Below are 14,427 nucleotides of genomic sequence, written 5' to 3' on the forward strand. Positions count from 1 at the left end.
ACGGCGGCGCGCAGCCCCTGCGCCGAGGTCGTCAGCCCGGCTTTCGGGTGCTGGCGTGCAGGATCGGCGCGGCGATCCGCCCGTTGGTGAGCTCGATGTTCTGCTGCGTCACCGTTCCGTTCGGCCCTAGCGAATAGTTCACCACCAGACGCCTGCCGCAGACGATCGAGGTCGCCGAGGCGCAGGCGAGCGCGCCTGGCGAGTTCAGTTCAAGCAGAGCCCCGTCCAGACCGGCGATCGAATAGCGGTAGCCGCCAGCGCCCTGCAGGGGCCCATACTTGGCTTCCGCGCGCTTGACGGCCGCGTCCAAGGCGGGCAGGCGCTCGACGGGCCCCGGATATTTGAGCGCATAGGATATTCTCACGGCCCTTTGATCATTGGGCGGGCCGGCGAGCAGCACTTCGATAAGCTCCCCGTACCCGGCGTGTTCACGGCTGGCGGATATGAGCCAGGTATCGATCCCGACCGGCCGGCTCGCCGGTTCCGGGAAATAGAAGGAGCCGTTGGCGTAGACGATGCTGACCCGGTAGCACTTGAGCAGCGCCTGAATCTGCGTGGCGGGCATGCCGATCTCGACGCCCGCCACATCGTCCGTCCCCCCGCCGCTGGGGAGGCCCTGGGCCTCGCAGCCATCGTCGTCGCGCGCCCACGCCGGGACTTCGACGTCGACGGTCTTGGGCGCGCCCGGCTTCGCCGCCTCCGCCCCGCCGGCGCGCGCGACGGCGTCAGGCGCTGGGCCAGGGCCGCTGGCAGGCGCGACGCGGCTCGCGTCGCCGCACCCAGCCAGCGCGATGCAGCCGCAGATCCAGGGGGCAAGGCGCTGAACCGCGGTCGTCCGCCGCCCGCGCCCGGGTTCGGGCGTCCTCATGGCGCGAAGGTCGGGCCGCCGGGCGCCGCCGCCTTGCGCTCGATTTCGGCGGCGTCGGACGCCGCCGCCTGCCGAATCTCCTGCCGCTCCTTAGCCTCGATGGGGCCGCCCGCAGCCGTGTCAATCATCTGCAGGCTCGCCCGATAGATGTTCGCCGCTTCGTCCACGGGCGGCGGCTTGAGCACCTTCTCCCTGGAATAGTCGCTGTTGTAGTCGCTGTAGTTGGGGACCTTGCTGAAGTGCGCCACCACGACGACCCCGCAGTCGGTGACCGAGGTCAGGCCGTGGCCGCGAAGGTAGGTCGACAGGGGGGAGTGCTGGGTGATCGGCGGGCCGCCCCCGGCGCGGCCGATGCAGTCAGAGGCCACCGGCTTCTGGCGCGCGAGGAGCTTGGCCGACAGGCGGCCGTTCTCGTAGATCAGGCCCTGTGACTGAAACTGCATCTCGCCCTTGGCGGGATCGCTTTCGTACCAGTACTCCAGGGGCAGCGGGGAGCGCCGGTCCAGGTACACCCACCCGACCGTGACCCCCTGGCTGTCCTGGAAAATGTAGGACGGTTGCCCGAACCGCTCCTTCAGGGCCGGAAGCAGCACGCCGAGCTTGCGTGGCTGGTTCTCGGGGGTGGGGCCGCTACGGTCGAAGAAGCGCTGTGCGCGGCTGACCTTCCACACCTGTCCGTTCGACAGGAAGGAGGCCGCAAGGGTGTCCGATGCGCCAAGATCATAGGGATATGCCGGGCGGTCCTTCGCCGGCGTGCAATCCAGGCAGAAGGTAAGGAGGCCCAGATAGGGCTTGCCCAGCCGGCGGGCGACCTGAGCCAGCTCATTAGCGTCAGGCGTCTCCCACTTGTAGTCATGGGAGGTGAACTCCTGCTTGCCGACGATCTTGACGGACTGCGCATTGGCTTCGCAGGCGCCGCGCAGGACTTCGTCGTAGGTCATGCCGAGGGCGACGCCCCGCACCTTCAGGAAGCTGCTCGAGGCGGCGGCGCCGGACCGGTCTCGCAGACAGGGCTCGGTCTGCAGCAACTTGGCGATCTCGGCCACCGTCGGCTCGGCCTTGCCCTGGCCCAGCCAGCGCGCATAGGCGTCCTTGACCGTCTCGTCCTTGGAGGCGGCGATCCGGATGCCGTGGCGCAGGCCGTCCAGCTTGGCCACCATCTCGGCAAGCTGTGTGCGATGTCTGGCCATGTCGGCGGCGCTTAGCGAACCAGCCTCGCCCCGCTCGAAGCGGGCGACGAACTCGGCCTGCTGAACCGTCCGGTCGATCTCCACGTCCAGGGCGTGTTGATTGCGCGCGATCATGCCCGCGAGCTGGTCGAGGCGGTCCGGATGGACGTTTGCCCGTTCGGCCGACACCTCCGCCATGCGCCGCTGTTGCGCCGCAAACTGTTCGAACTGGGGCCGCACCTGTGGCGACAACCCCTCTGCGATCTGATCGACACGGAGAAATCGAGGATCGTCCGGCGCCCGTCTGGCCTGGCTCTTCGCCGTCATCGGCGTGGCCCCGTCGGCGGCGCCCTGGCCGTCAGTCTTGCCGCAGCCCGAAAGAATCGCCGCCGCCGCCACAGCGGCCATCGCCGCCAATCGCCCCAGATTCATGCTTAAGCTTCCCCTCCGAACCCGATTGGTCTTGCTGAACGCCCGCGGCGACGCCCCCGCGCCTCAGAGGTCCAGGTCGGCCGCGCCGGCCGCGCCTGTTTCCCGCTGCGCCGCTTCATAGGCCTCGGCCGCCTGGGCCAGAACCCGAAAGTCGTAGACCGCCACCGTGAGACTATTCACCGGTCCCCTGAAGCCGATCAGATAGTTGACGGTCAGCGCGCACTCAGAGTGCAGCGTCATGTCCTCATGGACGTTGGACGCATTGGAGCAGGTCCAGAACGCCTTCCCGGCGCGGGCGGCTGTTTCGCCGCTGGCGAGATAGACGAGGCTGCCGCGGGACTGGTCGCCATACTCAAGCGCCTCGGTGTTCCGGAACGCAGACTGGAACGGGCCGTACTTGTTGAACACCGTCTGCTTCAGTTGCGCCAGGTCCGGCTGGTCAGGGCCGCCGAAGTTGAGACTGCGCTCGATGTAGACCGCCTGCTCGGCGCCGGGCGCGCCCACGAAACGAATGACGATATCTTCCTGCCGGTTGATGGCGCGCAGCACCTTCGCCGGGATCAGACGGCCAGGCCCGACGGTCAGGGTGGATTGCATCCGCATCCACTTGTAGGCGGGGTCTCGACAGCGCAGGAACGCGTCGACCTCCGCCAGGGGCATGCCGGGCCGCAGCCCAATGACGTCGTCGACCGGGCCTTGAGTTCTCGCACCTTCCGGAAGTCGGCAGTCGCCGCGAGCCGACGCTGAGGTCGGATCCGACGTCGGCCCGGACATAGCGCTGGGCGAACGCTCGGGCGAGGTGCGCGGCCCTCCCGCCGCCTCCGGCTGGGAACATCCGGCCGCCAGGAGGGCGAGGGCGGCGCAGGCGCCGGCCCATGGGCCCGGCCCGCGGGCGGTTCGCCCTCGGTCGTCCTGCGCGTTCATCTCATGCCACATGTGCGGCTCCTAGTTCAGCTGGCGGTAGGTCCAGCGCCCATCGTCCAGGAGGAAGCGCCCCTGCCCCGCGCCACCGCGGCCGACGAAGGCGTCGAGCGCCATCTGGGTCACAGGCGAGCTGCTGCTGGCCCCGAATTCGAAGTCGCAGACATAGCCGGCCTGCTCGGCCGACTTCTGGCACGCCACCTTGCGGAAATTCGTCAGCTCAAAGGAGACTTCGCACTGCTCAGATCCAGCCGCGCCGCAGAGTTGCAGGCACTGCATCGCCTGAAGCGGGTTGTCGTTTCGCACGAAGTCCCGGTTCCGGCAGGACTCGGCGAGCGCCGTCAGATTGGCGTTCACGTCCTTGAACCGGGCTTCGACGGCCTCGCGCATCTGGCGTTCGCTCGGTTCGGCGTTCCCCGCGCCGCACCCGGCCAGCATGGCCGCAACGGCGCTCGCCGCCAGCGCCGCAGGCGCCAAGCGAGGCCATCTCCGCTTGCCCGGAGTCTCACTCATGTCCCTTCCCCTTCCCCGCCGGACCCTGGATCAGTCCCGGCTCGGCGCGGGCGCGCCGGCCTGCGACTGAAGCTGGGCGAACAGCGGCCGGCTCCGTACGACGGCCCTAGACTGTTCGATTCCTCCGGCACGCGCATCGTGCCGATCAACCCAATTCGCGCGAGGCGTTAGATTTGGCGTCCAGGCGGCGCCGGCGCTCGCCCGGCGGCAGAGGTCGACTGGCCGACCGCCAGGGGCAACTATCAATTGGAGGGCGCCGGCAGGATCACCGGCTGCCTAGCCGAAGAACCTGCGCGGCGCGTTGAGGCGCCGCACCCCACGGCTGGCGGCACGGCCCGAAATCGCAATGTCGATCCATTGCCGACATCGGCGCTTGCCTTATGGTCCTCATCGGAGCGTGAGCACCCGTGGGGCGTGCGATGGAAAACGTGATCGTCTATCTGTTGGGGCCTCCTGGCGTCGGCAAGTACACGGTCGGCAAGCTCATCGCCGAACGCCTCTCGGCCAAGCTCCTGGACAACCACTTCTGGTGCAATCCGATCTTCGAGGTGGTCGAGCCCGACGGGCGCCCTCTCCCCGCAGGAGTGTGGGACAAGACCAACGACGTCATGGCGGCTGTTTTGGAAACGGTTGCGCGCTTCGGACCCGCAGGACGCAACTATGTCTTCACTCACGCGGTCTGGGACGCGGGCGGTCATCCGCTCGACTGGATCATAGCCGGCCAGATCCTCTGGGTCGCCGAAAGGCGGGCGGCAAGGTTGCTCGTCGTCCGCCTGGCGTGTGGCGAAGACCAGCTTCGGGAACGGATTTCCAGCGAGGAGCGCGGTCTGCGTTTCAAGACCAGGGATACGGAAATGGCTCTTGCGCTGGCTTCGCTCCCAGCCTTTCCCATCAACCACGACTGGCTCCTCGATCTGGACACCAGCGATCTCAGCGCGGCTGATACGGCCGCTCAGATCGAGGCGGAGCTCACCTCACGCCTGGGCGCCTAGGTTCTTCTCCCCCTCACGTCGCCTCAAAGCGTCCGCCGTCCTCGCCCCCCGGCAGGCGCGGCAGGACCGGAGGCCGCCAATAGCAGGCTTTGAGGTGGCGCCTGAAAGCCCGCCTTCCCGCGTAGACGGCGATGCGCAGCTTGTCCCAGAGCATCTCGGGGCTGGGCGGCAGCACCTGGGTCATGAACACCACCGACAGCCCGCCGCCCGGTCGGCCCAGAAGGTGGTGCTCGCCGCGCCACCCCAGCTGTATTCGGCCGCAACCGTGGGGACGCCGCTCCTGGAAGGACTGACCACCACGGCCCCGCCGAGCCCGGCCAGGCGGCGCGCCAGGCCGCGCAGGCGCGTATCGGACGCGCTATGCGCCTGTGCGGGCCAGATAAGCTATGTCGTTGGCGGTGTTGGCGCTGATGTCGGGCGCGCAGGCGGGGAAGACCTCGGTGGCGTGGATCGTGCCCATCACCTGCCGGCAGCGCGCAGGCACGCCGGCCGCGAGCAGCTTGCGGTAGAAGCTCACGCCTTCGTCCAGCAGCGGGTCGCACTCGTTCACGCTGATTACAGTTTGCGGCAGCCCGCGCAGATCCTCCTCGGTGGCGAAGGAAGGCCACGCGAGCGGGTCGCCCCGCTCCAGCGCCTCGATCCCATAGGCGAGCGGAATGCGGTTGTTGCCGACGCTGATGAAGATCCCCTCGTTGTGGATCGAGGACGGGTGATCCGGATGCGGCCAGCGCCCGCCGATGTACGGGCAGAGGGCGTAGACGCCGCGCACCAGTCCGATGTCGCCATCCTGTTTGAGCTTCATCGCCGTTGCGAGCGCGAGATTGCCGCCGCCGCTGTCGCCGGCGATGATGATGCGGGTGGGATCGACGCCCAGGTCTCGCGCGTTCGCGTGCGTCCACCTCAGACCGGAGACGCAATCGTTGAGGCCGGCGGGATAGGGCGCGACCTCCGGGGCCGACGAAGCGAGCATGCAATTGCGGAAATCGACCATGGCCACGGCGAGGCCTTGGGCGGCGAGAATGCGGCCCCAGGCCCGGTAGTTGTCGTCGAAGGCGGACAGGTAGGCCATGCCGCCGCCGTGGGTGTAGTAGACGCAAGGCAGAACGGCCTCGCCTTCGGGTCTGATGTACTGGATCTTGACGCTGTTGCCGTCGGGCGCCGATACGAACGTCTTGACCTCGACGACGAGGCCCTGCGAGGGCGCCGCCTCCTCGGTTCCGGTCGACCGGTAGAGCGCGGCCTCTATGGCGAGCGCCGCCTGCGCCTCGGGCGTGCGCATCGCCGCCAGCAGTTCCTCGCGGCTCGACAGATCGGAGGCGGCCGGCTGGGAGAAGTCGCCGAACACCGTCTTGATCCGAGGATCGATGCGCGGATCGTCGAGGAGCTTGGTCATGTCTCAACCTCTCGTCTGGGGTTTGTGGGGGGAAGGCGCCGACGCCTACCGGAACCGATAGCCGAGCGAGACGCCGATCTGGCGGCCCGGCCGGTAGTTGGCGTCGGCCAGGGAACCGAGCACGGCGGAGACGATCAGCACGTTGTTCTTGATCCGCTCGTCCGTGACGTTCGTGGCGAAGAGGGAGGCCGTCCAACGGCCGTCGTCGCTCTTGTAGGCCAGCGACAGGTCGAGCCGCCCGACCGCCTTCTGAGACGAGATCTCGGTGTTGAACTCGCTGAAGTACATGCGCGACTTCCAATCGTAGCGGGCCGCGACGGTTACGGTCCCTTCGGGCGCGGGCGTGTCGTAGTAGACCCCGGCGCTGCCGCTCCACTTGGGCGCCTGCGGCAGTCGGTTTCCGGCGAGGTTCATCAGGCCCAGGTACGGCCGTGCGGAGTCCTGAGTGAGGAAGTCGTCGAAGCGCGCGTCGGTGTAGGCGCCCGCCAGGTCGATGCGCAGCCTGTCGCCCGGCCGCAGGGCCAGCTCGACCTCCGCGCCGTCGATGGTCGCCTTGGCCGCGTTGGACAGCGTCGAGGCCGCGCCGATGACCTGGCTGACCTGCAGGTCGTCGTACTTCATGTGGAAGGCGGCGAGGTTGGCCTGCAGGCGCCCGTCCAGATAGGCGCCCTTCAGACCCGCCTCGTAGTTGGCGTTGATCTCAGGATCGACGGCGGGTCCGCGCGAGCCGACGCCGTAGCCGCCGCTCTTGAAGCCCGTCGCGTACTTCGCATAGCCGGTGACCCGGCTGCTGAACTCGTAGGTGAGGCCCGCCTCGTAGGTGAACTTGCTCCATGACTTCTGCTGCGAGCCGGCGCCCAGGAAGTTGTTGTATTCATCGACCTTCTTCTCGTCGTGCGAGTAGCGGCCCCCGACGAAGACCTTCGCGCCTGGCAGGATCTCGTACTGGGCGTGCGCGAAGGCCGCATAGGACTGCGTCTTGACCGTGCCGCCGAGGCTGACGGTCACCGGCACGAGGTCGCCGGTCGGCAGGACCCGCCCGTTGAACAGGGTGTCCACCGCCCCGTCCCCATTGAGATCCTGCCCCGTGGCGAGGCCTGCGATGGGCACGGCGACATTCTGCGTCTGGCGGGCGTCGAAGACGTTTGCGCCCACCACATAGGTGAAGTGGCGCGCCGGGTCGGAGGCGTAGAGCACCTCTGCAAAGTACTGCGTCGCCACATCCCGATAGCCGGTGTGCGTAAAGCCGAACGACGTGCCGTCGCCGTCCTGAAGCGTCTGGTTCTCGCTGTGCGCATAGGACAGCGTCGTCTTCAGGTCCCCTCCGCCCAGGGACGCATCGGCGACGAGGTTCACCATGGTCGCGTCGAGATCCTTGCGGCCGAGGTTGGCGTAGGCGATCCGCTTGGCGGGGTCGCCGGTCGGCAGGCCCTGGATGAACACCGGCAGCGGCTGGCCCGGGTCTGGAACGCCAAGCACGAAGGCGGCCGGCCCGTTGTCGTTCTCGCGCTGCAGTTCGGCCGACAAGCGGGCGCTGAAATCATCTGTGGGCCGCCACTCGAGCTGCGCGCGGATGGCCGAGGCGTCGAGGTCGTCCAGGCGGCGGGGCGCGGCCTCGGCGAAGCCGTCCTGCCCGTTCAGCGCCGGATTGCCGTTGCGGGTGAAGCCCTCATTCCAGTCCTGCATCACCGCCACCCGACCGAGCAGCTTGCCGTCGCTGGTGATTGGTCCGCTGACGAACCCCGACGAGCGGATCATCGCCGGATCGACGCCAACCGCGGCGTCGAATCCCGCCTCGAAACTGGCCGTCGGCGTCCTGGGGATCAGGTTGACCGCGCCGCCGGTCGCATTGCGGCCGAACAGCGTGCCCTGCGGCCCGCGCAGGACCTCCACCCGTTCGATGTCCAGGAAGGTCGCGACGGCGAGGCCCGCCTGGCCCAGGTAGACGCCGTCCACATGGACCGCCACCCCGGCGTCGGCCCCGGCGCCGACCTGTGAATTGCCAATCCCGCGGATGGCGATGTTCGCGTTTGTCGCGAAGCTGGAGATTTGGAGGTTGGGGCTGAGGGTGGAGACGTCCGTCAGCGAATAGACCTGCTGCTCGCGCAGACGCTCCCCGCCATAGGCCGAGACGGCCGACGGCACGTCGCGCAGCGCTTCAGTGCGCCGGGATGCGGTGACCACCACCTCTTCCAGGTCGGTCGGCTGCGCGCCTCGAGGCGCGACGTTTGCGGCGCCTTCCTGCGCCTGCACCCTGCCTGCGGCGATCACCGCCGCGAGCGATCCGCCGATCAGCCATGCCGAGCGTCGCATTTGCCCTCCCCAGGTGTTTGTGTTCATTTCGGGAGGACGTACGCGTTGGCGGCCCCGTGAACCATGACGCTGCAAAGCAATCTCAAGGTCACGAATTGCGTCACGAAGAGGCGGCGCAGCGAACTCTTGGGGGGCTTGTCCCGCGAACATGAGCAGCCGGGCGAACGCGGCTCGCTAGCCTTTACGCGCCCGTGTATTCCGTAGTGAATAGGGACGGGCTGATCATTCCGCACAGATGAAGTTGAGAGCCCGCTGGGGAGATTCGCCGTGAACAGGCTCAAGCCCGCTCCGCTGCGCCCAGGTCAGGAGGCGCTCCTGGTCCAGGCTCCGAGCTCCGTGGCGTGGGAGGCCTCCAACGAGGCTGAGCGCTGGCCGCCAGGCGCCATCTCGATGCGCTACGTCGAAGACTTCTTCGGCCCGACAACGGCCCGGAAGCTCTTGGGGGAAACGGGTCTGCAGCGCCCGCCGACGGGTCGCCCGCCCTTGGTCTCAAGCCGTGACTTCTGGCAACTCTGCCTCAAGAACATCAATGCTGGCGACGACGAAGGCCATGGATGCGCGCCGCGCAAGCTGCCGAAGTCGACCTGGCAGATGATCTTCTCGGGCGTCAATCAGATGGACGACGTGGGCGACGGCCTACGCCACTTCTGCGCCCTAGTGCAGGCGGCGCGGACCGGCGTGGTGGTCACGGTGGGCTACGGCCGCAATGGGGTTCATCTGAACTATAGCGCAGCTCCCGAGGTCCTCGAGCCGGTCCGTTTTGAGCGCTACCTCGAGCTCATCGCCCTGGTTTTCCATTGCGTGCTTCTGTGGGTCACCGGCCGCCACATCGTCCCCGTCCAGATCCGGCTGTCCTCGCTGCTCGACGAGGCCGACGGCAGCCTCCTGTCGGGGCTGTGCGCCTCCACGCTCCGGCAAGCTCACGGCTTCACCATGGTCTATGACCGGCGGGACATGAAGCTGCCGCTGGGGGTACGCAAGTATCAGCGCTGGAGCAGCGAGACCAACGCCTTCGAGGAACTCTACGTCGTCCTCGCCGCCGGGGGCGAGTCGCCCCCGCCTTCAGCCATCGTCGAGCGGGTTCGCCAGGTGGTCGCGAGCAACCCCCTGCCGCTGCAGGACCTGGCGCTCGCCATGGGCATGAGCTGCGCCACGCTCCAGCGGCGTCTGCGGGAAGCTGGCACCAGTTATCGCGAGATCGCTAGGGACGTGCGCCGAGACCGTCTCATCGCCCTGCTGGCCACCGACATCGACTTCGACCAGGTCGCCGAGGAACTCGGCGTTTCCGACCGACGCAGCCTCTGGCGGCTCTGCCAGGAATGCCTGGGCGTCTCGCCGAGCGAGTATCGCCGGACCCGCCGCGCGGATATACGTGAGGTGGCGGCCTGATCTGCGCTTGGGGCGTCGAACGGACGGCTCACCCCTCCCGCCGTCTGCGCTTGTTGCGGCGGCGGTCCCCGAGGGCGATCAACCTACTCATTCCGACCGGCCTGGGAACACGCCAGGCCGGTCGGGCATTCTTGGACACGCCTCGTCGAACTCAGGAGATCCCTCATGGATACGGCCAATGACCACGCGGTGAGGGTGCTCAACAGCCTCATCGAGACGACCCTGGACAGCGCCAACGGCTACAAGGAAGCTGCGGAAAATGCGCAGTCCTCGCAGTTCGGTTCGATGTTCGCCCAGCGGGCGGCCCGGCGGGCCGAGCTCGTCGCCCTGCTGCAGCAGGAAGTCCGCACCTTCGGAGGTTCCCCGGAGACCGACCAGTCCCTTCTCGGCAAGGCCCACAACAAGTTCGTCGAGCTGAAGACCGCAATCATGGGCGGAGACGATCGGGCCGTCGTGAACGAGGTCGAGCGCGGCGAGGATGTGATAAAGGCCAAGTACGAGGCCGTGCTCGACGACGCCGAGCTGCCCCCAACGGCGCGGGACCTCATCAACCGGGCTTACGGCGCGATCAAGGCGGACCACGACGAAGTGAGCCGCCTTAAGCGTCAGCTGAACTAGCGCCGCCGAGCCGCGCCGACCCGTGCCCACCGACCATCGCCTCGCAGAGGGCCGGACACGCGCCTTCTTGCGCGCCGTTTCGCTCGCGCCCGCGCACCATCTGAAGCTGGCGCGATGCGCATCCTTCTGACCGGCGCCACGGGTTTCATCGGCTCGGCGTTGCTGGCCCGACTTGCGGCGGACGGTCACGAGGTATGGGCGGTGACGCGCCGCAGAGGGATCGCCGCGCGCAGGCTCGCGCCCGCGCGCTGGCTGGAACTGGACGTGGCGCACGCTACTGACCCCGAAGTCTGGAGGCCTTGGCTCCGAGGCGTCGATGCGGTGGTCAACTGCGTCGGCGCCCTCCAAGACAGCGTGGTGGACAGCCTTTCCGGCGTGCATGTCGCCGGTCCGGCGGCGCTGTTCGCCGCCTGCGAGGCCGCCGGGGTTCGCCGCGTCATTCACTTCTCCGCGATGGGCGCCGACCGCGGCGCGGTCAGCGACTTCTCCCGCAGCAAGGCCGAGGGCGAGGCGGCGCTGCAGGCGCTCGACCTCGACTGGGTGATCCTGCGCCCCTCCGTCGTTTTGGGCCGCGCGGTATATGGAGCGAGCGCCCTCGTACGCGGCCTCGCCGCCCTTCCCATCATGCCGAAGATTCCCGACGCCGGAGCCCTGCAGGTCGTGCAGCTGCAGGACATCATCGAGACGGTGCGCTTTTTCCTGCAGCCGGAGGCGCCTGGGCAGGTGGCCTTGGAGATCGCCGGGCCCGAGCGCCTCAGCTTCGAGGAGGTGGTGGCGAGCTATCGCCGATGGCTGGGCTACCGGCCGGCTCTGCCCGCGTGGGGTGGCGCCTTGACGCCGCTGATCTACCGGCTCGGGGACTTCGCCGGCCTCCTGGGCTGGCGGCCGCCGGTCCGAACGAACGCCCGGCGTGAAATGACGCGCGGCGCCGTGGGTGATCCGGGCCCATGGACCGCCATGACGGGCATACGCCCGCGCTCGCTCACGGCCGCCCTCGCCGCCGAGCCAGCGTCGGTGCAGGAGAGATGGTTCGCCAACCTCTACCTTCTGAAGCCGGTGATCTTCGTGACCTTCGCGGGCTTCTGGCTGGCGACAGCCTTCGTCTCGCTGGGACCCGGCTACGGCCTGGGTCTGGAGATCATGCGCAAGTCGCCCGCGGCGCCGCTGGCCGAGGCGGGGGTCATCGCCGGGGGGCTTGCGGATCTGGCCATAGGGATGGCCATCGCTTTCCGGCGCACCACACGCGGGGGTCTGCTGGCGGCCCTGGCTCTCTCCCTCGGTTATCTTCTCATCGGCTCGGCGCTCCGGCCCGACCTGTGGCTCGAGCCGCTGGGGCCCATGACGAAGATCTTCCCCATCGCGGCCCTCAACCTGGTGGCGCTGGCGATCCTGGAGGACCGATGAGCGACTACATCGTCTTCAAGCTCGCCCACATCATCGGAGCGGCGGTGCTGCTCGGAACCGGTGCGGGCATCGCCTTCTTCATGCTGATGGCCCATCGGACGGGAGACGCCCGGACGGTCGCCGCCGTCGCGCGGATCGTCGTGATCGCCGACTACGTCTTCACCGCCACCGCCGTCGTGGCGCAGCCGATCACCGGATTGCTTCTGGCGCACGAGGCCGGCTATCCCCTCTCCTCAGGCTGGATCGTTGTTTCGATCGGCCTTTATCTCTGGACCGGGGCCTGGTGGCTGCCTGTGGTCTGGATGCAGGACCGGATGCGCAAGCTCGCGGCGGTCGCAGCCACGGCTGGCGATCCCCTGCCTCTGGCCTATCACGGGCTGTTCCGCCTGTGGTTCGCCTTTGGATTTCCGGCCTTCGCCGCCGTCATCGCAATCTTCTGGCTGATGATCGCCCGGCCTCAATTCGAGCTGTGGACGTTTGTCCCAGAGCTGTCGCGTTCGCCTTAGCCGCCAGCCGCAAATTAGCCCTCCCGCAGCGTCGTCCTTGCCGAGAGCATTCGCCGGCCCTCTGCGCCCGCCTGGGCTCGGCTTGGCGATGCATCGATTGGGGCCTTAGGGCGCGCGCTCGCCGCCGCGTCGATGGCCAGGGGCTCAAGTCGATAGAGCCTGTCCGGTGGACGGGCGACACCCTGAGATCAGCCTGAACGCGGCCTTCAACATCAGCATGTGCGCGGCGCGGTGCTATCCCCTTGTCTAACTCGACCGCACCGATGCGGGCTGCAGCGATGCGGAGGGGGCGGCGATAATGGGCCGCTCCAGCCCCTCAAGCCTCGCTCAGCATCGCCGCCAGGCCGACCGCGTCAGGCTCGCCGACAAGGCCGCCCGAAGGGTCGCCGGACGGCTTGAAAACCCGCCGCGACAAACAGGCGGCGAACGAAAAGTGCAACGAAGGGTGCAACAAGACTGCCACGAGCCCCCTCGAACAAAAAAGGACCGGGACAAGATCCCAGTCCTCGCAAGGCCTTGCGATGGTACCGCCTCCCCGGTTCGAACGGGGGACCTCCAGAGCCACAATCTGGCGCTCTAACCAACTGAGCTAAGGCGGCGCATCGCGAAGGGCCGGTAATAGTCGGGCCGCCCGCCGTGATCAAGCGCCCCGCGCAAACGAAAAGCCATTCGTCCCTGCGCCGCATCCGCTGGGCGTCAAAAAGAATGGGCCCCGGAGGCTTTCGCCGCCGGGGCCCGATCCTGTCTGGCGGCTAGGCCGTCACTTCGGAAGCACGAAGCGGAGCGGGATCCGCACCGTGCCGCCTTCGACGGGCGCGCCGTCGGCGGTCTTGGGTCGCATCCGGAACAGCCGGCTCATCCGCAGGGCGGCCGAACCGAAGTCCTGATCGCTCGGGTCCTCGGAGACCACCGAACAGTTCTCCAGCGTGCCCTTGGCCGTGACCGTGCAGCTGATCGTCGCGCGGCCTTCCACACCCATCCGCGAGGCCCGTTCCGGATAGTACCGGGCGATGTCCTCGCCGCTGGGCTTGCGGGCCCAGTCAGGGTTGGTGATGACCGACGGACGCGGCGGCTCGGGCGGCGGCGCGGCCGGCGGCTTCGGCTCCTCGATCCGCTTCTCCACCGGCGGAACCGGCAGGGGCGGGATCGAAGGGGCGTCGATCGGCGGCGTCACCGGAGGCCGCGGCTGCAGCTTGGGCGGCGGCGGCGGCGGCGCGTTGTCCGGCGGCGGCGGCGGCGGCGGGGGCGGTGGCGGCACCGGCTTGATGATCGCCACGTCCGTCACGTCGTCCGAGTACTCGCGGTACTTGGGCTCGAACTTCGACTTCCACAGGTACACGCCCAAGAGGACGTGGACGATGATGGAGGCGATGATCGCGATCGTGACGCCCTTGCTTCGCTTCTTCGGCGGATCGTCGAAGATGCTCCGCGTAGGGTGGGCGACGTCTTGCTGTTGAGTATCAGCCATTGGTCACCCCACCTACTGGTCTTCGCCGACCAGAGCGACGCTGTAGAACCCGTTGTCCTGGAGCATGTTCATCACACCCATGAACTCCCCGTAGAGGACGTCCTTGTCGGCGCGGATGAAGATGCGCTCCTTGGCCGGATTACGCGAGCCGATCGTGCTGCGGATGTCATCACCCAGAGCCGAAAGGTCGGTGGCGTTGTCCCCGATGTACAGGGCGCCGTTCGACTGGATCGAGATGTAGACCGGTTTCGGCGGGTTCGGAGACGCCTTGGCCACCGCGGGCGGAAGAGCGACCTGCACCGTCACGGAGGCGAGCGGAGCCGCCACCATGAAGATGATCAGGAGAACCAGCATCACGTCCACGAAGGGCGTAACGTTGATCTCGCTGTTCGCCTCGACCTCGTAGCGACCGCCTCCGGAGCCTGCGAGTTTGGCTCCCAT

General features: G+C 68.0%; 14 protein-coding genes and 1 tRNA gene. 5 read left to right on the plus strand and 10 right to left on the minus strand.

What is annotated here, in order from left to right; translation table 11 throughout:
* Positions 1–31: 31 nt before the first annotated feature.
* The 4 genes from ACK4YQ_RS10185 to ACK4YQ_RS10200 all read right to left on the minus strand — a co-directional run bounded on the left by ACK4YQ_RS10185 (position 32) and on the right by ACK4YQ_RS10200 (position 3,867).
* The gene (locus tag ACK4YQ_RS10185; RefSeq protein ID WP_409610974.1) at positions 32–868 is read right to left on the minus strand and encodes a hypothetical protein; all 837 of its coding nucleotides are present in this window, start codon (positions 866–868) and stop codon (positions 32–34) included.
* On the minus strand, positions 865–2,469 hold the full coding sequence (locus tag ACK4YQ_RS10190) for a hypothetical protein (protein WP_409610976.1): 1,605 nt from the start codon (positions 2,467–2,469) through the stop codon (positions 865–867). Before ACK4YQ_RS10190 ends, ACK4YQ_RS10185 begins: the two co-directional genes overlap by 4 nt.
* Positions 2,470–2,532: 63 nt before the next feature.
* Positions 2,533–3,129, minus strand: a complete 597-nt coding sequence (locus ACK4YQ_RS10195) for a hypothetical protein (RefSeq protein ID WP_409610978.1) — start codon at positions 3,127–3,129, stop codon at positions 2,533–2,535.
* A 285-nt stretch (positions 3,130–3,414) separates the two neighbouring features.
* Positions 3,415–3,867 carry a hypothetical protein gene (locus ACK4YQ_RS10200; protein ID WP_409610980.1) on the minus strand — a complete coding sequence of 151 codons (453 nt, stop codon included), beginning with the start codon at positions 3,865–3,867 and terminating at the stop codon, positions 3,415–3,417.
* A 455-nt stretch (positions 3,868–4,322) separates the two neighbouring features.
* Between ACK4YQ_RS10200 and ACK4YQ_RS10205 the strand changes: the two genes are divergently transcribed.
* Entirely contained in the window at positions 4,323–4,895 is a 573-nt protein-coding gene (locus ACK4YQ_RS10205; protein WP_409610982.1) for a hypothetical protein, read from the plus strand.
* A 13-nt stretch (positions 4,896–4,908) separates the two neighbouring features.
* Here the strand turns inward: ACK4YQ_RS10205 and ACK4YQ_RS10210 are convergent, their stop codons facing one another.
* From ACK4YQ_RS10210 to ACK4YQ_RS10220, 3 genes are all read right to left on the minus strand, one after another.
* Entirely contained in the window at positions 4,909–5,079 is a 171-nt protein-coding gene (locus ACK4YQ_RS10210) for a hypothetical protein (RefSeq protein WP_409610984.1), read from the minus strand.
* A 174-nt stretch (positions 5,080–5,253) separates the two neighbouring features.
* Positions 5,254–6,288: an alpha/beta hydrolase fold domain-containing protein gene (locus ACK4YQ_RS10215; protein WP_409610986.1), complete on the minus strand. Its 1,035-nt coding sequence runs from the start codon at positions 6,286–6,288 to the stop codon at positions 5,254–5,256.
* A gap of 45 nt (positions 6,289–6,333) precedes the next feature.
* The gene (locus ACK4YQ_RS10220; protein WP_409610988.1) at positions 6,334–8,601 is read right to left on the minus strand and encodes a TonB-dependent receptor; all 2,268 of its coding nucleotides are present in this window, start codon (positions 8,599–8,601) and stop codon (positions 6,334–6,336) included.
* A gap of 267 nt (positions 8,602–8,868) precedes the next feature.
* On the opposite strand from ACK4YQ_RS10220, the gene ACK4YQ_RS10225 reads away from it, so the two are divergent.
* The 4 genes from ACK4YQ_RS10225 (at position 8,869) to ACK4YQ_RS10240 (ending at position 12,518) form a co-directional block, all read left to right on the plus strand.
* A complete protein-coding gene (locus ACK4YQ_RS10225) occupies positions 8,869–9,990 on the plus strand; it encodes a helix-turn-helix transcriptional regulator (protein ID WP_409610990.1) in 1,122 nt (373 codons plus the stop codon).
* Positions 9,991–10,155: 165 nt separating this feature from the next.
* Entirely contained in the window at positions 10,156–10,608 is a 453-nt protein-coding gene (locus ACK4YQ_RS10230; protein WP_409610992.1) for a PA2169 family four-helix-bundle protein, read from the plus strand.
* A gap of 114 nt (positions 10,609–10,722) precedes the next feature.
* Positions 10,723–12,012 (plus strand): SDR family oxidoreductase, encoded by a 1,290-nt coding sequence (locus tag ACK4YQ_RS10235; protein ID WP_409610994.1) that lies wholly within the window; start codon positions 10,723–10,725, stop codon positions 12,010–12,012.
* Positions 12,009–12,518, plus strand: a complete 510-nt coding sequence (locus tag ACK4YQ_RS10240; protein WP_409610996.1) for a DUF2269 family protein — start codon at positions 12,009–12,011, stop codon at positions 12,516–12,518. Before ACK4YQ_RS10235 ends, ACK4YQ_RS10240 begins: the two co-directional genes overlap by 4 nt.
* A gap of 522 nt (positions 12,519–13,040) precedes the next feature.
* Here ACK4YQ_RS10240 and ACK4YQ_RS10245 read toward each other — a convergent pair.
* The 3 genes from ACK4YQ_RS10245 to ACK4YQ_RS10255 form a co-directional block, all read right to left on the minus strand.
* Positions 13,041–13,117 (minus strand) — tRNA-His (locus ACK4YQ_RS10245).
* Between the two features lie 161 nt (positions 13,118–13,278).
* Entirely contained in the window at positions 13,279–13,986 is a 708-nt protein-coding gene (locus ACK4YQ_RS10250; protein ID WP_409610998.1) for an energy transducer TonB, read from the minus strand.
* 12 nt (positions 13,987–13,998) lie between these two features.
* The gene (locus ACK4YQ_RS10255) at positions 13,999–14,427 is read right to left on the minus strand and encodes a biopolymer transporter ExbD (protein ID WP_409611000.1); all 429 of its coding nucleotides are present in this window, start codon (positions 14,425–14,427) and stop codon (positions 13,999–14,001) included.

This window comes from Phenylobacterium sp., assembly GCF_046291545.1.
Taxonomy (GTDB): Bacteria; Pseudomonadota; Alphaproteobacteria; order Caulobacterales; family Caulobacteraceae; genus Phenylobacterium.